At 72.0% G+C, this 16995-nt stretch carries 16 protein-coding genes; 1 reads left to right on the forward strand and 15 read right to left on the reverse strand.

Features of this window, described 5'->3' with window-relative positions; all coding sequences use genetic code 11:
- Positions 1 to 170 precede the first annotated feature (170 nt).
- On the forward strand, positions 171 to 1400 hold the full coding sequence (locus ACFVST_RS24485; protein WP_390155710.1) for a DUF349 domain-containing protein: 1230 nt from the start codon (positions 171 to 173) through the stop codon (positions 1398 to 1400).
- 69 nt (positions 1401 to 1469) lie between these two features.
- Here the strand turns inward: ACFVST_RS24485 and ACFVST_RS24490 are convergent, their stop codons facing one another.
- From ACFVST_RS24490 to pgsA, 15 genes are all read right to left on the reverse strand, one after another.
- Positions 1470 to 3986 carry a RelA/SpoT family protein gene (locus ACFVST_RS24490; RefSeq protein ID WP_390155712.1) on the reverse strand — a complete coding sequence of 839 codons (2517 nt, stop codon included), beginning with the start codon at positions 3984 to 3986 and terminating at the stop codon, positions 1470 to 1472.
- 231 nt (positions 3987 to 4217) lie between these two features.
- The gene (locus ACFVST_RS24495; RefSeq protein WP_390155714.1) at positions 4218 to 4775 is read right to left on the reverse strand and encodes an adenine phosphoribosyltransferase; all 558 of its coding nucleotides are present in this window, start codon (positions 4773 to 4775) and stop codon (positions 4218 to 4220) included.
- On the reverse strand, positions 4772 to 5902 hold the full coding sequence (gene secF / locus ACFVST_RS24500; protein WP_390155716.1) for a protein translocase subunit SecF: 1131 nt from the start codon (positions 5900 to 5902) through the stop codon (positions 4772 to 4774). Before secF ends, ACFVST_RS24495 begins: the two co-directional genes overlap by 4 nt.
- 2 nt (positions 5903 to 5904) lie before the next feature.
- The gene (secD, locus tag ACFVST_RS24505; RefSeq protein ID WP_390155718.1) at positions 5905 to 7698 is read right to left on the reverse strand and encodes a protein translocase subunit SecD; all 1794 of its coding nucleotides are present in this window, start codon (positions 7696 to 7698) and stop codon (positions 5905 to 5907) included.
- 129 nt (positions 7699 to 7827) lie between these two features.
- Positions 7828 to 8370: a preprotein translocase subunit YajC gene (gene yajC / locus ACFVST_RS24510; protein ID WP_390155720.1), complete on the reverse strand. Its 543-nt coding sequence runs from the start codon at positions 8368 to 8370 to the stop codon at positions 7828 to 7830.
- A 163-nt stretch (positions 8371 to 8533) separates the two neighbouring features.
- Entirely contained in the window at positions 8534 to 9613 is a 1080-nt protein-coding gene (gene ruvB / locus ACFVST_RS24515; RefSeq protein WP_390155722.1) for a Holliday junction branch migration DNA helicase RuvB, read from the reverse strand.
- 49 nt (positions 9614 to 9662) lie between these two features.
- Positions 9663 to 10268, reverse strand: coding sequence for a Holliday junction branch migration protein RuvA (gene ruvA, locus ACFVST_RS24520; protein WP_390155723.1), 606 nt, complete (start codon positions 10266 to 10268; stop codon positions 9663 to 9665).
- Positions 10265 to 10852, reverse strand: coding sequence for a crossover junction endodeoxyribonuclease RuvC (gene ruvC / locus ACFVST_RS24525; RefSeq protein ID WP_390155725.1), 588 nt, complete (start codon positions 10850 to 10852; stop codon positions 10265 to 10267). The genes ruvA and ruvC overlap by 4 nt, the downstream gene beginning before the upstream one ends.
- Before the next feature lie 128 nt (positions 10853 to 10980).
- Positions 10981 to 11733: a YebC/PmpR family DNA-binding transcriptional regulator gene (locus ACFVST_RS24530; RefSeq protein WP_390155727.1), complete on the reverse strand. Its 753-nt coding sequence runs from the start codon at positions 11731 to 11733 to the stop codon at positions 10981 to 10983.
- A 93-nt stretch (positions 11734 to 11826) separates the two neighbouring features.
- Entirely contained in the window at positions 11827 to 12423 is a 597-nt protein-coding gene (pdxT, locus tag ACFVST_RS24535; RefSeq protein ID WP_390155729.1) for a pyridoxal 5'-phosphate synthase glutaminase subunit PdxT, read from the reverse strand.
- Between the two features lie 5 nt (positions 12424 to 12428).
- Positions 12429 to 13352: a pyridoxal 5'-phosphate synthase lyase subunit PdxS gene (pdxS, locus tag ACFVST_RS24540; protein ID WP_390155731.1), complete on the reverse strand. Its 924-nt coding sequence runs from the start codon at positions 13350 to 13352 to the stop codon at positions 12429 to 12431.
- A 238-nt stretch (positions 13353 to 13590) separates the two neighbouring features.
- The gene (locus ACFVST_RS24545) at positions 13591 to 14127 is read right to left on the reverse strand and encodes a hypothetical protein (RefSeq protein WP_390155732.1); all 537 of its coding nucleotides are present in this window, start codon (positions 14125 to 14127) and stop codon (positions 13591 to 13593) included.
- A 54-nt stretch (positions 14128 to 14181) separates the two neighbouring features.
- Positions 14182 to 15378 carry a glycosyltransferase family 4 protein gene (locus ACFVST_RS24550; protein WP_390155733.1) on the reverse strand — a complete coding sequence of 399 codons (1197 nt, stop codon included), beginning with the start codon at positions 15376 to 15378 and terminating at the stop codon, positions 14182 to 14184.
- On the reverse strand, positions 15375 to 16316 hold the full coding sequence (locus ACFVST_RS24555; protein WP_390155735.1) for a phosphatidylinositol mannoside acyltransferase: 942 nt from the start codon (positions 16314 to 16316) through the stop codon (positions 15375 to 15377). The genes ACFVST_RS24550 and ACFVST_RS24555 overlap by 4 nt, the downstream gene beginning before the upstream one ends.
- Positions 16313 to 16990, reverse strand: coding sequence for a phosphatidylinositol phosphate synthase (gene pgsA / locus ACFVST_RS24560; protein ID WP_390155737.1), 678 nt, complete (start codon positions 16988 to 16990; stop codon positions 16313 to 16315). The genes ACFVST_RS24555 and pgsA overlap by 4 nt, the downstream gene beginning before the upstream one ends.
- Positions 16991 to 16995 lie beyond the last annotated feature (5 nt).

The raw sequence follows: 16995 nt of genomic DNA on the forward strand, positions 1-16995 counted from the left end.
CCGTGCGGCAGTGCCGTACGGTGCCGGAACGCCGCCGGGGCGGCCGGAGAATTCCGTTGTGCGGGGTGCGGACAGCCGCCCCACCGGTCGCCTAGATTTGGCCGTGACGAAACTGTGGACGATGCCGGGGGTCCAGCGGGCCCCGGCGGGCATCATGTGGAGGAGGCGCTGTGAGCAGCGACCCGTGGGGCCGCGTCGACGAGACGGGCACCGTGTACGTGCGAACGGCCGACGGCGAGCAGGTCGTCGGCTCCTGGCAGGCCGGCTCCCCCGAGGAGGCACTTGCCTACTTCGAGCGCAAGTACGAGGGCCTGGTTGTGGAGATCGGCCTCCTCGAACGCCGGGTGAAGACCACCGACCTGTCCGCGAAGGACGCCCAGACCGCCGTCGCGCATCTGCGTGAGCAGGTCGACGCGCACCACGCGGTGGGCGACCTGGACGCGCTGCGGGCCCGGCTGGACAAGCTGGTCTCGACGGTGGAGGCGCGCCGCGAGGAGCGCAAGGCGCAGCGGGCCAAGCAGTCCGACGAGGCGCGGCACGCCAAGGAGGCGCTGGTCACCGAGGCGGAGGAGCTGGCGCAGAGCGAGCAGTGGCGGTCCGCGGGCGAGCGGCTGCGGTCCCTGGTGGACACCTGGAAGGGGTTGCCGCGGCTGGACCGCAAGTCGGACGACGAGCTGTGGCACCGCTTCTCGCACGCCCGGTCCGCGTTCTCGAAGCGGCGCAAGGCGCACTTCGCCTCGCTGGACGCGCAGCGCGAGCAGGCCCGCCAGACCAAGGAGCGGCTGGTCGCCGAGGCCGAGTCGCTCTCCGGCTCCCGGGACTGGGGCGCCACCGCGGCCCGGTACCGGGATCTGATGCAGGAGTGGAAGGCGGCGGGCCGGGCGCAGCGCGAGCACGAGGACGACCTGTGGAGCCGGTTCCGCGGCGCGCAGGACGTGTTCTTCGCGGCCCGCAGCGAGGTGTTCGCGGAGCGCGACGCCGAGCAGTCGGAGAACCTCAAGGTGAAGGAGGGGCTGGCCGAGGAGGCGGAGAAGCTGCTGCCGGTGAGCGATCTGAAGGCGGCGCGTGCGGCCTTCCGTTCGATCAACGAGCGCTGGGAGGCCGTCGGCCATGTCCCGCGGGACGCCCGCCCCAAGGTGGAGGGCCGGATGCACGCCGTGGAGCGCGCCCTCCAGGATTCCGAGGACGCCGAGTGGCGCCGGACCAACCCGGAGGCGCGGGCCCGCGCCGAGGGGCTGACCGGCCAGTTGCAGGCGGCGGTGGACAAGCTCCAGGGCCAGATCGAGACGGCCCGCGCCCAGGGCAACACCTCCCGCGCCGACAAGCTGGAGAAGGAACTGGCAGGCCGCCGCGCCCTGTTGGAGCAGGCGCTGAAGGGCCTGGAGGAGTTCGGCGGCTGACGCTCCGCACCGGCCACGACCGGAGCCCCCGGCACCTGCGCGGTGCCGGGGGCTCTGGTGTGACGGCGCTCAGGGGCGGCGGGCCGAGGTCACCCGGTACACGTCGTAGACGCCCTCCACCCCGCGTACCGCCTTGAGGACGTGGCCGAGGTGCTTGGGGTCGCCCATCTCGAAGGTGAAGCGGGAGGTGGCCACCCGGTCCCGGGAGGTCTGCACGGCGGCGGACAGGATGTTGACGTGCTGGTCGGACAGGACGCGGGTGACGTCGGACAGCAGCCGGGACCGATCCAGCGCCTCGACCTGGATGGCGACCAGGAACACCGAGGACTGGGTGGGCGCCCAGGACACGTCCAGCATCCGCTCGGGCTGCTTGGACAGGGAGTCGACGTTGACGCAGTCCGCCCGGTGCACGCTGACGCCGCTGCCGCGGGTGACGAAGCCGATGATGGGGTCCCCGGGGACCGGGGTGCAGCAGCGGGCCAGCTTGACCCACACATCCTCGACGCCCTTGACGACGACGCCCGGATCGGCCTTCGCCCGGCGCTTGCGGCGGCCCCGGGACGGCGGGGCACTCTCCGCGATGTCCTCGGTCGCGGCCTCCTCCCCGCCGAGCGCCTGCACCAGTTTCTGTACGACGCTCTGCGCGGTGACATGGCCTTCGCCGATGGCCGCGTAGAGGGAGGAGATGTCCGGGTAGCGCATCTCGTGGGCGAGGGTGACGAGGGAGTCGCCGGTGAGGATGCGCTGGATCGGGAGGTTCTGCTTGCGCATGGCGCGGGCGATGGCGTCCTTGCCCTGCTCGATCGCCTCCTCGCGGCGCTCCTTGGAGAACCAGGCCCGGATCTTGTTGCGGGCGCGGGGCGACTTGACGAAGCCCAGCCAGTCCCGGGAGGGTCCGGCGCCGGGTGCCTTGGAGGTGAAGACCTCGACCAGGTCGCCGTTGTCGAGGGTGGACTCCAGGGGCGCCAGGCGGCCGTTGACGCGGGCGCCGATGGTGCGGTCACCGACCTCGGTGTGCACCGCGTAGGCGAAGTCGACGGGGGTGGCGCCGGCGGGCAGCGCTATCACATCGCCCTTGGGTGTGAAGACGAAGACCTCGTTGCGGGACAGGTCGAAGCGGAGCGACTCCAGGAACTCCCCCGGGTCCTCCGTCTCCTTCTGCCAGTCGAGCAACTGCCGCAGCCACGCCATGTCGTTGACGGCGTCCTTGTTGTTCCCGGCGCTCTTCGGGGCATCCGTGCGGACCTTCGACGCGCCGGCCACGGCCTCCTGCTTGTACTTCCAGTGCGCGGCGATGCCGTACTCGGCGCGGCGGTGCATGTCGAAGGTGCGGATCTGGAGTTCGACGGGCTTGCCGTTGGGGCCGATCACCGTGGTGTGCAGCGACTGGTACATGTTGAACTTGGGCATCGCGATGTAGTCCTTGAACCGGCCGGGGACCGGATTCCATCGCGCGTGCACCGTGCCGAGGGCGGCGTAGCAGTCCCGCACCGTGTCGACCAGGACGCGGATGCCCACCAGGTCGTAGATCTCCGCGAAGTCCCGGCCGCGGACGATCATCTTCTGGTAGACGCTGTAGTAGTGCTTGGGGCGGCCGGTGACGGTGGCCTTGATGCGGGCGGCCCGCAGATCGGCCTGGACCTCGTCGGTCACTATGGCCAGGTACTCGTCCCGCTTGGGTGCGCGCTCGGCGACGAGGCGGACGATCTCGTCGTACATCTTGGGGTAGAGGATCGCGAAGGCGAGGTCCTCCAGCTCCCACTTGATGGTGTTCATGCCGAGGCGGTGGGCCAGCGGCGCGTAGATCTCCAGGGTCTCGCGGGCCTTCTTCTCCTGCTTCTCCCGCTTGAGGTAGCGCATGGTGCGCATGTTGTGCAGGCGGTCGGCGAGCTTGATGACGAGGACCCGGGGGTCCTTCGCCATGGCCACCACCATCTTGCGCACGGTCTCGGCCTGCGCCGCCTCGCCGAACTTGACCTTGTCCAGCTTGGTGACGCCGTCCACGAGCAGCGAGACCTGGTCCCCGAAGTCCCGGCGCAGGGTGTCCAGGCCGTACTCGGTGTCCTCCACGGTGTCGTGCAGCAGCCCGGCCATCAGCGTCGCCGGGTCCATGCCCAGCTCGGCGAGGATGGTGGTGACGGCGAGCGGATGCGTGATGTACGGGTCGCCGCTCTTGCGCTTCTGCCCGCGGTGCCAGCGCTCGGCGACCTGGTAGGCCTTCTCGATCTGCCGCAGCGTCGCCGTCTCGATCTTGGGATCGTTCCCCCGCACTATCCGCAGCAGCGGCTCCAGCACCGGGTTGTACGGATTGGACCGCTGGACGCCGAGGCGGGCGAGGCGGGCCCGGACGCGGTTGGAGGAGCCGGAGCGCGGCGGCTGACCGGCGGGCCGGATCGGCGGCGGGGCGGCCGGCCGGTCGGTGGCCGGACCGGGGCGCGGCTGGCCGGCCGGTGCCGGGGCCCGGGTGTCGGGGGCGGTCTGCGGGCGCCCTGTGCCTTCGTCCCGGCCGGGGGCGGGGGCGGACTTCGCGGAGTGCTCGGCCCCCGGGTCGGGCTTGGCGGCAAGTGGCTGGGCCTCGTCTGGCAAGGGGCGCTCCTCGTGCGCGTTCCGGAGCCGCCGGTCGTGCCCCGGACGGCCCATGGTATCGAGCCGGGGCCGCGGGATCTCGCCGACCGGTGGCAGACGCCTTCGTGCACGCCTGCACCAAGGAGAACACATACGGCGGGCACCGGATTCCTGCGGTGCCCGCCGTCTGCCTCGGTCGATCCGTCCACGCGGCCCCCGGGAGATGCCCCGGTACGGTCCCCTCGCGGAGCGTCAGAGGGTGATCAGCGCCTCCAGCGGGGTGTCCCCGAGCGCCTCGGCCAGCCGCTTGCGACCACCGAGGAAGCCCAGCTCCAGCAGGACCGCGACGCCGACGACCTCGGCCCCGGCGCGGCGGATCAGTCGCAGTGAGGCCTCGGCGGTGCCGCCGGTGGCGAGGACGTCGTCGATGACCATCACACGGTCGTCCGCGGTGAGGTCCTCGGCGTGCACCTCGATCTCGGCGGAGCCGTACTCCAGGTCGTAGGACTGGCTGAGGGTGGCGCCGGGGAGCTTGCCGGCCTTGCGGACCGGGATGAAGCCGAGCCCGGCCTCGACGGCGACCGGGGAGCCCAGGATGAAGCCCCGGGCCTCCAGGCCGACGACCTTTGTGGCGCCGTAGCGGGTGCACAGCTCGGCGAGGGCGCCGGTGAGCGCGGAGAACGCGACCGGGTCCGCCAGCAGCGGCGTGATGTCCTTGAACACCACGCCGGGCTGCGGGTAGTCCCGCACCTCGCGGATGCGGCTGAGCAGCAACTCGGCGACGTCCGTGGTGCCGTGCGCGGGGCTCACCGGCGCTTGCCCGAGGGACGGCCGCGTCCGCGGTTACGGGAGGCGGGCTGGACTCGCTGGCCCACGACGGCGGGCGCCGCGTCCTCGGCGTCGGGGTCGTCCGGATCGGCGTCGGCCGGCTCGTCCTCGGCGCCGGGCAGCGGCTCGCCGTTGGCGGCGGCCGCGGCCCGCTTGGCCAGCACCCGCTTACGGAGCTGCTTCATCCGCGGCTCGCGCTCCTTGAGGTCGGAGACGAGCGGGGTGGCGATGAAGATCGAGGAGTAGGCACCCGCGGCGAGGCCGACGAACAGCGACAGGGAGATGTCGTTCAGCATCCCGGCGCCGAGGACGCCGCCGCCGATGAAGAGCAGCGCGGCGACCGGCATCAGCGCCACCGCGGTGGTGTTGATGGAGCGGATCAGGGTGCCGTTGATGGAGCGGTTGGCGACCTCGGCGTAGGTCCACCTGGTCTGCTTCTCGATGCCCTCCGAGCCCTCCTTGAGGCTGTCGAAGACGACGACGGTGTCGTACAGCGAGTAGCCGAGGATGGTGAGGAGGCCGATGACGGTGCCCGGGGTGACTTCGAAGCCGACCAGGGCGTAGACGCCGACGGTGATGGTGATGTCGTGGATCAGGGCGATCAGGGCCGCGATGGCCATGCGCCACTCGAAGGCGATGGCGAGGTAGATCACCACCAGGATCATGAAGACGCCTAGGCCGGTCCAGGCCTTGTTGGCGATGGTCTCGCCCCAGCTCGGGCCGACCAGGTCGGCGGCGATCTTGTCCCCGGGGACCTTGAGGTCCTTGGAGAGCTCCGCCTTGATCTGGTCCGACTTGGCGGTGTCGATCCCGCTGACCTGGATGCGCAGCCCGCCGTTGCCCAGCTCCTGCACGATGACCTCGTGCCCGCCGGAGGCCTCCTCCGCGGAGTGCTGGGCCGCGGAGGCGGTGACGGCGGTCTTGGGCGTGGTGTAGACGGCGCCGCCCTCGAACTCGATGCCCATGTTGAGGCCGCGGACGAAGAGGCCGACGATCGCGGTGATGGTGATCAGGATCGAAACGCCGTACCAGATACGGCGCTTGGCGACGAAGTCGTAGCCGATCTCGCCGCGGTGCAGCTTGGCGCCGATGGTGCCGAGTCGTGACATGTTCACGCCTCCTTCGTCTGCGTGGTCACGCGGCGGGAACGGCGCAGCGGTGGTTTCACACCGAGGCTCTTCGGGTCGAATCCGGACCAGCGGTGTCCGGTGTTGAAGAACTTCTTGCGGGCCAGGATCGTCATCAGGGGCCTGGTGAAGAGGAACACCACGACCACGTCGAGCAGGGTCGTCAGGCCGAGGGTGAAGGCGAAGCCCTGCACCTTGCCGACCGTGACGATGAAGAGCACCGCGGCGGCGAGGAACGAGACGAAGTCGGAGACGAGGATGGTGCGCCGGGCACGGGGCCAGCCGCGGGCCACGGCCGGTTGCAGCGAGCGGCCCTCGCGGATCTCGTCCCGGATGCGTTCGAAGAAGACGATGAAGGAGTCGGCGGTGATGCCGATGGCGACGATGGCGCCGCAGACCGCCGGCATGTTCAGCGCGAAGCCGATCGTCGGACCGAGCAGCGCCATGATCGTGTACGTGAGCGCCGCGGAGACCAGCAGCGAGGCGATGGCGATCATCGACAGGCCCCGGTAGTAGGCCACCAGATAGATGACGACCAGGGCGAGGCCGATGGCGCCGGCGATGAGGCCGGCGTGCAACTGCTCGCCGCCGAGGGCCGCCGTGATGGTGGTGACGGTCTCCTCGTGGAAGGAGAGCGGCAGCGCGCCGTAGGACAGCATGTTCGCCAGGTCCTGTGCGGACTGCTGGTCGAAGTGGCCGGAGATCTCGGCGCTGCCGCCGGAGAGGGCCTCGCGGACGTACGGGTCGGAGACGACCTCGCCGTCCAGCACGATGGCGAACTGGTTCTGCGGGGACTGCTTGGTGGCGAGCTGACCGGTGATGGCGGCGAACTTCTTGCTGCCCTTCCCGGTGAACTCCATCGTCACCTTCCAGCCCGCGGCACCCTGGGTGTCGTAGACAGCGCTGGCCTTGTCCACATCGGTGCCCTGGACCGCGGCCGGGCCGAGGATGTACTTCTGCCACTGGCCGCGGTTGTCCTTGCCGCAGGCGAGGGACGGGTCGGTGGGCTTGACGCCGGTGCTGGTCTCGGCACGGGCCGCCGGGTCGGTGCAGTTCAGCTTGGCGAACCTGGCCTGGAGGGCGGTCGCCTCCGCGGCGGCCGCGCTGTCGCTGGGCGCGGGGCTGGCGCCGGGCTTGTCCGCACCCTTCTTGCCGTCACTCTTGGCGTCCGGTGCGGAGGCGCTTGGAGAAGGGTCTCCGTCGGCCCGGAGTGCTCCGGAGGCGGCTCGGCCCTGCGGGCTGTTGCTCGCGGTGGGGCTGGCCGGCGAGGTGGCCTTCTCACCACCCGCGCTCGGTTTGCCGGCCGGCGTCTTGGAGGGGCTGCCGGACGGCTTCGCGGAGGGCGACTTCGACGCGGCCGGGTCCCCCTCGGCGAGGGTCAGTACCGGACGGAAGTAGAGCTGCGCGGTGGTGCCGACCTGCTCGCGCGCCTGCTTCTCGTTGGTGCCCCGGGGGATGTTGACGATGATGTTGTCGCTGCCCTGGGTCTGGACCTCCGCCTCGGAGACACCGAGGCCGTTGACGCGGCGCTCGATGATACTGACGGCGGTGTCCATATTGGTCTTGTTGATCGCGTTCTTCTGACCGGGGGTGTTCTTCGCCTTCAGCGTGATGCTGGTGCCGCCGGCGAGGTCGATGCCCAGGCGCGGGGAGGTGTTCCCCGACAGGAACATGCCCCCGGTGAGCGCGACGAGCGCGATCAGGATGAGAGCCAGGGAGCGACCGGGCTTGCCTTGTGCGCCTTTGGTCCGGCTCCGGCTCTTCTTGGGTGCTGCCACCTTCTCGTTCTCCCTCTCCGACCGTCCGGCGCAGGGTGGGCGCCGCCCGGCCCTGGCGTGGTGACGGAACTTGGTGAAAGTCCGCACACCCCCGGGGCCGCGTGGTGCCGCGGCGGCCCGGGGAGCCGGCTACTTCGCCTCGGAACCGCCGTCGGCCTTCTTGGGCTCGGCGGCCTCCGCGTCCTTGGCGGCCTTGGCGTCCTCGGGGGCCTTGGCGTCCTCGGGGGCGACGTCCTCGGGGGCGTCGTCGGCGGCGTCCTTCTTGCCGAGGTCGATGGACGAGTCCTTGCCGAGGTCGACGGCGGAGTCGTCGGAGGTGCTCTCACCGGATTCGGTGAGGGAGGAGGCGTCGTCGGGGACGACGGTGTCGGAACCGTCGAAGCCCTCTTCCATGCCGTGCACGATGCGGTTGTACTCGTCGTCCGGCAGGACGGCGCCGATGGCGTCCTTCGCGTAGATGGCGTGCGTGCCCGGGGCCACCTCCAGGAGGACCGTGTCGTCGTGGACCTCCTTGACCGTGGCGTACATGCCGCCGATGGTGCGGACGCCGGAACCGGGCTGCATCTGGCCCCGCATGTGCACCTGCTGCTGCTGCTTGCGCTTGGCGGAGCGGGTCATCAGGAACATGGCCCCGATGAGCACGATGAACGGGAGGAGGGTCACGAGACTCACGGGTCGGAACTTCCTTCATATGACCGCGTTGGGGTGCGGCCTGGGTCGGGGGTGGGTGCACCGCCTGCAAAGGGCGGCATCGGCGGAGTCTAAGGGAGTCCGCGCTTATGGAACAACGCTCAGCATCGCACCGGGGTTCCTGCCGGTGCGACCGCCCGCGCCGTCAGGTGCCGAACAGGCCCTGTTGCCCCTGTTGACCGCTTCCTCCCGGGGCGGCGGGCGGGGTGAGGCCGAGGTGCGCCCACGCCGCCGGGGTGGCGATCCGGCCGCGCGGGGTGCGGGCCAGCAAGCCCTCCCGTACCAGGAAGGGCTCGGCGACCTCCTCCACCGTCTCGCGCTCCTCCCCCACCGCGACGGCCAGGGTGGAGAGGCCGACGGGGCCGCCGCCGAACAGCTTCAGCAGGGCCTTCAGCACGGCGCGGTCGAGGCGGTCCAGGCCGCGTTCGTCCACCTCGTAGACCCGGAGCGCGGCCGCGGCGACCTCCTGGGTGATCAGCCCGTCGGCCTTGACCTGCGCGTAGTCCCGTACGCGGCGCAGCAGGCGGTTGGCGATACGGGGGGTGCCTCGGGAGCGGCCGGCGATCTCGGCGGCGCCTGGCTCCTCCACGGACACGTCGAGGAGGTGCGCGGAGCGGTGGACGACGCGCTGGAGCTCGGCCGGCTCGTAGAACTCCATATGGGCGGTGAAGCCGAAGCGGTCCCGCAGCGGCGGGGGCAGCAGTCCGGCCCGGGTGGTGGCGCCGACCAGGGTGAAGGGGGGCAGCTCCAGCGGGATGGCGGTGGCGCCGGGGCCCTTGCCGACGACGACGTCGACCCGGAAGTCCTCCATGGCCATGTAGAGCATCTCCTCGGCGGGCCGGGACATGCGGTGGATCTCGTCCAGGAAGAGGACCTCGCCGTCCTGGAGGGAGGAGAGGATCGCGGCGAGGTCGCCGGCGTGCTGGATGGCGGGGCCGCTGGTGATGCGGATGGGGGCGCCCATCTCCGCCGCGATGATCATCGAAAGGGTGGTCTTGCCGAGGCCGGGGGCACCGGAGAGCAGGACGTGGTCGGCGGTGGCGCCGCGGGCCCGGGCGGCGCGGAGTACCAGGTCGAGCTGTTCGCGGACGCGCTCCTGGCCGATGAACTCGCCGAGGTCCTTGGGGCGCAGCGCGGCCTCGACCGCCTGGTCCTCACCGTCGGCGGCGGCGCCGACGAGCCGCTCCGCCGCGGGGGCTTCGCTGGTGGTGTCGTCCCAGTTCATATGGTGTGCCTCGGGTGGGGTACGGGTCGGCGGGTGGTGAACTCGGCGGTCAGCGGGCGCGGTTGAGGGTCTGGAGGGCGGCCCGGAGCAGCGCCGGGACCTGCGGGCTCTGCTCGGCCTCGGCCTGCGGGGTGACGGCGGCGACCGCCTCGTCCGCCTCCCGGGTCGCGTAGCCGAGGCCGATGAGGGCGGCGTGGAGCTGGTCGCGCCAGCCGCTGGTGACGGGGGCGCCGACGGCGGGGCCGGTGCCGAGGGGCTCGCCGAGGCGGTCCTTCAGCTCCAGCAGCAGCTTCTGGGCGCCCTTCTTGCCGATGCCGGGGACCGCGGTCAGGGCCTTCTCGTCTCCGGTGGCGACGGCTCTGCGCAGGGCGTCGGGGCGGTGCACGGCGAGCATGGCCTGGGCGAGGCGGGGGCCGACGCCGCTCGCGGTCTGGAGCAGTTCGAAGACCTGCCGCTCGTCGTCCTCGGTAAAGCCGTACAGGGTGAGCGAGTCCTCCCGTACGACGAGGGAGGTGGCGAGGCGGGTGTCCTTGCCGAGGCGGAGGCCGGACAGGGTGTCGGGGGTGCACTGCACGGCGAGGCCGATGCCGCCGACCTCGACCACCGCCGCGTCGGGGGCGAGCGCGGCGACCTGGCCGCTGACGAAGGCGATCATCGGGGGGCCTTTCCTGGGGTCCTGACTGAGGGGCGGGCGGCGGGGCGGGCGGGCGTACCGGTGCGGGTGGCGGCGCGGGCCGCGGCGTGCGCCTGCTGGAGGCGGTTCATCGCGGGGGCGCGCCAGATGTGGCAGATGGCGAGGGCGAGGGCGTCGGCGGCGTCGGCCGGTCTGGGTGGGGCGTCGAGCCGGAGGAGGCGCGTCACCATGGCGCCGACCTGCGCCTTGTCGGCGCGGCCGCTGCCGGTGACGGCGGCCTTGACCTCGCTGGGGGTGTGCAGTGCGACGGGCAGGCCGCGGCGGGCGGCGCAGAGCATGGCGACGGCACTGGCCTGTGCGGTGCCCATCACGGTCCTGACGTTGTGCTGGCTGAAGACGCGTTCGACGGCCACGCACTCCGGCCGGTGCTCGTCCAGCCACTGCTCTATGCCCTGCTCCACGGCGACCAGGCGCTGTGCGGTCTCCGCGTCGGCCGGGGTGCGCACCACGCCGACGCCGATCATGGTCAGCGGGCGGCCCGCCACCCCCTCGACGACACCGACGCCGCACCGCGTCAGACCCGGATCCACCCCGAGCACCCGCATGACGCCCCCTTCTCCATGCGCTCCTACCGTGCAGTCCGTGCAGGTTATCGGCCACCACCGACAAGGCGTCCACGCGCGGACGGGCCGACGGGGTGTGTCCCGTCGGCCCGTCCGGTGGCCCCGGCGGCTCAGGCGTCGACCTTCTCCATGACCTCGTCGGAGACGTCGAAGTTGGCGAAGACGTTCTGCACGTCGTCGCTGTCCTCCAGCGCGTCGATCAGCTTGAAGATCTTCTTGGCGCCCTCCTCGTCCAGCTCGACCTGCATGGTCGGGACGAAGTTGGCGTCGGCCGAGTCGTAGTCGATGCCGGCTTCCTGGAGGGCGGTGCGGACCGCGACCAGGTCGGTGGCCTCGCTGAGCACCTCGAAGGACTCGCCCAGGTCGTTGACCTCCTCGGCGCCCGCGTCGAGGACCGCGCCCAGCACGTCGTCCTCGGACAGCTCCGCCTTGGGGACGATCACCACGCCCTTGCGGTGGAAGAGGTACGACACGGAGCCGGGGTCGGCCATCGAGCCGCCGTTGCGGGTCATGGCGACGCGGACGTCGGAGGCGGCGCGGTTGCGGTTGTCGGTGAGGCACTCGATGAGTACCGCGACGCCGTTGGGGCCATAGCCCTCGTACATGATCGTCTCGTAGTCGGCGCCGCCGGCCTCCAGGCCCGCGCCGCGCTTGACCGCGGAGTCGATGTTCTTGTTCGGCACCGACTGCTTCTTCGCCTTCTGGATGGCGTCGTAGAGCGTCGGGTTGCCCTCCACGTCGGCGCCGCCCATGCGGGCCGCGACCTCGATGTTCTTGATGAGCTTTGCGAAGAGCTTGCCGCGTTTGGCGTCGATCACGGCCTTCTTGTGCTTCGTCGTGGCCCATTTAGAGTGGCCGGACATCTGCCTGTCTCCTTCGCGTAACCCATCCCTGCATCGAACTCCAGAGATCCTACTAGGGCGTGGGCCGGGTGTTCCCGCCCCTGAACGCTCTCCTCATCTCCCAGCCTGCCGCACCATGCCGGCGAAAAGGGCGTGCAGCCGGTGGTCGCCGGTCAGTTCGGGGTGGAACGAGGTGGCGAGTGCGGTGCCCTGGCGGACGGCGACGATATGGCCCTCGTGCTCGGCCAGCACCTCGGCGGCGGCACCCACCGACTCCACCCACGGGGCGCGGATGAAGACGCCCTCGACGGGGCCGCCGGGCACGTCCCGCACCTCGACGGCGGCCTCGAAGGACTCGTTCTGCCGGCCGAAGGCGTTGCGGCGGACGATCATGTCGATACCGCCGACGGTCTCCTGCCCGGAGCGCGGATCGAGGATCTTGTCGGCGAGCATGATCATGCCCGCGCAGGTGCCGTAGACCGGCAGGCCGGACCGGACGCGGGCCCGCAGCGGCTCCAACAGGCCGAAGAGTACGGCCAGTTTGGAGATGGTGGTGGACTCGCCGCCGGGCAGCACCAGGCCGTCCACCGCGTCCAGTTCCTCCGGGCGCCGCACCGCCCTGGCCGCGGCGCCGGCCGTGTCCAGGGCGGCGAGGTGCTCCCGTACGTCGCCCTGGAGGGCCAGTACACCAATGACCGGTGTGCTCGACATCCCTGCTACCAGCCGCGGTTGGCGTAGCGCTCGGCCTCGGGGAGGGTGTCGCAGTTGATGCCGACCATGGCCTCGCCGAGGTTGCGGGAGGCGTCCGCGACGATCGTGGGGTCGTCGAAGAAGGTGGTGGCCTTCACGATGGCGGCGGCGCGCTTCGCCGGGTCGCCGGACTTGAAGATGCCGGAGCCCACGAAGACGCCCTCGGCGCCGAGTTGGCACATCAGCGCGGCGTCGGCCGGGGTGGCGACCCCGCCCGCTGAGAAGAGGACGACCGGCAGCTTGCCCAACTCGGCCGTCTCGCGGACGAGTTCGTAGGGTGCGCGCAGTTCCTTGGCGGCGGCGTACAACTCGTGGTTGTCGAAGCCGCGCAGCCGGGCGATCTCGTTCTTGATCTGGCGGAGGTGGCGGACGGCCTCCACGACGTTGCCGGTGCCGGCCTCGCCCTTGGAGCGGATCATCGCGGCGCCCTCGGCGATCCGGCGCAGCGCCTCGCCCAGGTTGGTGGCGCCGCAGACGAACGGTGTGGTGAAGGACCACTTGTCGGAGTGGTTGACCTCGTCGGCCGGGGTGAGGACCTCGGACTCGTCGATGTAGTCGACGCCGAGGGACTGGAGGACCTGCGCCTCCACGAAGTGGCCGATGCGGGACTTGGCCATCACCGGGATGGACACCGCGCCGATGATGCCCTCGATCATGTCCGGGTCGGACATCCGGGCCACGCCGCCGTCCCGGCGGATGTCGGCGGGCACCCGCTCCAGGGCCATGACGGCGACGGCGCCCGCGTCCTCGGCGATCTTCGCCTGCTCGGGCGTGACGACGTCCATGATCACGCCGCCCTTGAGCTGCTCGGCCATACCGCGCTTGACGCGGGCGGTGCCGGTGGCGGGAGCCGCTTCGGACGGGGTGGTGCGGGAAGGCGTGGTGGACACGGTGACCTCACGGGGTGAGACGTAGGTGAACGGCCGCACCCGTGGGGCGGGCGGCGCGGGGCCGCGGGCGCCGGGTGCAGCATCGAGGTAACCGGCGGCGGGGATGCCGCGGCAAGGGCCAATGGGCAGGCGGTGGCTCGTTTTCGGGTGCGGTGGCCGGTTCCGGCGGGTTGACCGGGCTGGTTCTCCGCGGCGGTGGCCGGTTCGGTCGCTCGCGCCGCGGCGGGCTGGCGGGCCGTCAGGGGCGGTCGGCGAGGGCGGCCGGCGGCTCGTCGTCCATCTCGAAGGCGAGCGGGAAGGGGGCGTGCCCGGCCAGGCGGAACCAGCGGACCTTGCGGTGCCGGCGCAGCGCTCGGGCGGCGCCCACCGCGTCGTTGTGGAAGCGGCGGGCCATCGGCACCCGCCGTACCGCCTGGGCGAGTTCGCCGGTGGCCGCCTCTCCGCCGGGGGCGGTGCGGACCTCCGCGACCTGCTCGGGCTCGGCGAACACCACCCGCAGGGCCTGGCTGAGTTCGCTCTCGGCGACCTCCCGCTGCTCCTCCTCCGCCTGCCGGGCCGCGTGCGCCGCCTCGTACAGCACGATGGACGCGGCCGGGTCCAGGACGCCGGAGGTGGCGAGCTCCTGGGCCACCGAGGCGCGCCGCAGCAACTGGGCGTCGAGGGCGGCCCGGGAGGCGTCGATCCGGGTGTGCAGGCGGTCCAGCCGGCCGGCGGTCCAGCTCAGGTAGAGGGCCGCGGCGACCAGGGCCACCGCGATCACGATCAGGGTCGTCACAGCGGGCCACGCTACCCCGGGCCGGCCCGTGCCCCGGCCCCGCCCACCGCTGCGTCAGTGGCGGGCCAGGCCGAAGCGGCCGCGGAGGCCGGGGGGACGGTCGTCGGTGGCGACGGAGGCGGCGCCGTCGGTGACCGTCTCGTAGACCGCGAGGATGTCTGCGGCGACCACGGACCAGTCGAAGCGGCGGACATGGGCGCTGCCGCGCTCACTCAGTTCGGTCCGCCGCCGCTCGTCGCCGAGGAGGCGCACCGCGGCCTCGGCCAGCGCGTCCGCGTCCTCGTTGGCGAACAGCTCGCCGGCCGCGCCCTGGTCGAGTACCTGGGCGAAGGCCTCCAGGTCGGAGGCGAGGACGGGGGCGCCCGCGGACATCGCCTCGACCAGGATGATGCCGAAGCTCTCACCGCCGGTGTTGGGCGCCACATACAGGTCGACGCTGCGCAGCAGGCGGGCCTTGTCCTCGTCGCTGACCATGCCGAGGAACTCGACCTGGCCGCGCAGCTCGGGCGGCAGCTCGGCCACCGCCTCCTCCTCGTCGCCGCGGCCGGCGATCAGCAGCCGGGCGCCGGGTCGTTCGGCGAGGATCTTCGGCAGGGCGCGCATCAGGACCGGAAGTCCCTTGCGGGGCTCGTCGATCCGGCCCATGAACCCGATGGTGCCGCCGAGTTGACCGTCCGCGCTGCGGGCGCCGTCCGACTGCCACTCGGGGCGCGGCTCGGCACCGGCGAAGAAGCCGACGTCGACGCCGTTGGGGATGACGACGGCGTCCCCGCCCAGGTGCTCGACCAGGGTGCGGCGGGCGTACTCGCTGACCGCGATCCGGGCGCTGATCTTCTCCAGGGCGTGCTGGAGCAGGGCGTAGGCGGCGATCATCGCCTTGGAGCGCGGGTTGGAGGTGTGGAAGGTGGCGACCATCGGGCCCTGCGCCGCCCAGCAGGTGAGCAGGCCGAGGGAGGGCGTGCCGGGCTCGTGGATGTGCACCACGTCGAAGGTGCCCTCGTGCAGCCAGCGCCGTACCCGAGCCGCGGACAGGAAGCCGAAGTTGAGCCGCGCCACCGAGCCGTTGTACGGCACGGGCACGGCGCGGCCCGCGGAGACCACATAGGGCGGCAGGGGGGTTTCCTCGTCGGCGGGGGCGAGGACGGACACGTGGTGGCCGCGGGCGATCAGGTGCTCGGCGAGGTCCCTGATGTGGAACTGCACTCCGCCGGGCACGTCCCAGGAGTAGGGGCAGACGATGCCGATCCTCACGGTGTCTCCTCGGGGGCGGCCCCGGACCCGGCCGGCGCCCGCGCCGGGTCGAGGTCGGCGAGCCAGAGCCGTTGCAGCATGTGCCAGTCCTCCGGGTGTTCCGCGATCCCGCCGGCGAAGGCGTCGGCCAGGGCCTGTGTCATGACAGACGTCTTCTCGCCGAGGTCACCTGAGCCGGGTACCTCGATGGCGGGGTGTACACGGCCCTGCATCACGGGCGAGCCGTCGTACCAGAGGGTGACGGGCAGCAGCAGGGCGCCGGTCTGCTGGGCGAGGAGGGCGGGGCCCGCGGGCATCCTGGCGGCCTCGCCGAAGAAGTCGACCCGGATCCCGGACGCGGACAGATCGCGGTCGGCGACCAGGCAGACCAGACCGCCGGCGCGCAGCCGCCGGGCGAGGGTGCCGAAGGCGGCGCCCCCGGTGTGCGGCAGGACCTCCATCCCGAGGCCCGCCCGGTAGGCGACGAACCGGTCGTAGAGGCTCTCCGGCTTGAGGCGTTCCATGACGGTGGTGAAGGGCACGCCCAGCTCGGTGGTGACCCAGGCGCCGGCCAGGTCCCAGTTGGCCAGGTGCGGCAGGGCGAGGACGACGCCGCGGCCCGAGTCGAGGCCGTCGGTGAGGTGGTGCACGTCCTTGGGGACGAAGCCGGCGCGCACCCGCTGCTCGCTCCACGCGGGCAGCCGGAACGACTCCATCCAGTACCGCAGGTAGGAGCGCATCCCGGCGCGGGACAGCTCGGCCAGCCGCTCCGGTCCGGCCTCCGGCACCACCCGGGCGAGGTTGGCTTCGAGGCGGAGCACGCCCCGGCCGCGGCGGCGCCAGGCGGTGTCCGCGACGGTGCGGCCGAGGCGCTGGGCGACCGGCTCCGGCAGCTTCTTCACCCCGGCCCAGCCCGCCCCGTACAGGGCGTCGGTGAGACGTTCACGGGCCCGGCTCATGCGGTGCCCTCCCGGCCGGCCGGGGCCGTGTGCGCGGCGTCGGCGGCATCGGCCTCGGCGGACTCGCGGCGTACCGTGACCACCCGCTGGATCAGGGTGACCAGGCTGCCGACGGCGACGATCCACAGGGCGATCGGCATCAGCCACTGGATGCCGGGGACGCCGAACTTGTGCAGCCCGGCGAGGCCGGTCGCCACCAGCGAGACGACCAGCCGCTCGGCCCGCTCCACCAGCCCGTTCACCGCGACCGGCAGCCCGATCGCCTCGCCCCGCGCCTTGGTGTACGACACGACCTGCCCGCTGGCCAGGCAGAAGATGGCCACCGCGCACATCGCCTCGTTGTCGCCGCGGCCCGCGTACCACAGGGCGAGGCCGCCGAAGACGGCGCTGTCGGCGACCCGGTCCAGTGTCGAGTCGAGGAAGGCGCCCCAGCGGCTGGAACGGCCGAGCTGGCGCGCCATGTTGCCGTCGACGAGGTCGGAGAAGACGAAGAGGGTGATGACGACGGTGCCCCAGAAGAACTCCCCGCGCGGGTAGAAGACCAGCGCGCCCGCCACCACCCCGGCGGTGCCCAGCAGGGTCACCGTGTCGGGGCTGACCCCGCGGCGGATGAGGAACGAGGCGAACGGCGTGAGGACACGCGTGAAGAACGCACGCGCGTACTTGTTCAGCATGGCCT

Source organism: Streptomyces sp. NPDC058045 (assembly GCF_042885635.1).
Classification (GTDB): domain Bacteria; phylum Actinomycetota; class Actinomycetes; order Streptomycetales; family Streptomycetaceae; genus Streptomyces.

Excerpts from the sequence above, each read along its gene's own strand:
- secF (WP_390155716.1), bottom strand. The coding sequence starts at position 5,902 with ATGTCACGACTCGGCACCATCGGCGCCAAGCTGCACCGCGGCGAGATC.
- ruvB (WP_390155722.1), bottom strand. The coding sequence starts at position 9,613 with ATGAACTGGGACGACACCACCAGCGAAGCCCCCGCGGCGGAGCGGCTC.
- ruvA (WP_390155723.1), bottom strand. The coding sequence starts at position 10,268 with ATGATCGCCTTCGTCAGCGGCCAGGTCGCCGCGCTCGCCCCCGACGCG.
- ruvC (WP_390155725.1), bottom strand. The coding sequence starts at position 10,852 with ATGCGGGTGCTCGGGGTGGATCCGGGTCTGACGCGGTGCGGCGTCGGT.
- ACFVST_RS24530 (WP_390155727.1), bottom strand. The coding sequence starts at position 11,733 with ATGTCCGGCCACTCTAAATGGGCCACGACGAAGCACAAGAAGGCCGTG.
- pdxT (WP_390155729.1), bottom strand. The coding sequence starts at position 12,423 with ATGTCGAGCACACCGGTCATTGGTGTACTGGCCCTCCAGGGCGACGTA.
- ACFVST_RS24555 (WP_390155735.1), bottom strand. The coding sequence starts at position 16,316 with ATGAGCCGGGCCCGTGAACGTCTCACCGACGCCCTGTACGGGGCGGGC.
- pgsA (WP_390155737.1), bottom strand. The coding sequence starts at position 16,990 with ATGCTGAACAAGTACGCGCGTGCGTTCTTCACGCGTGTCCTCACGCCG.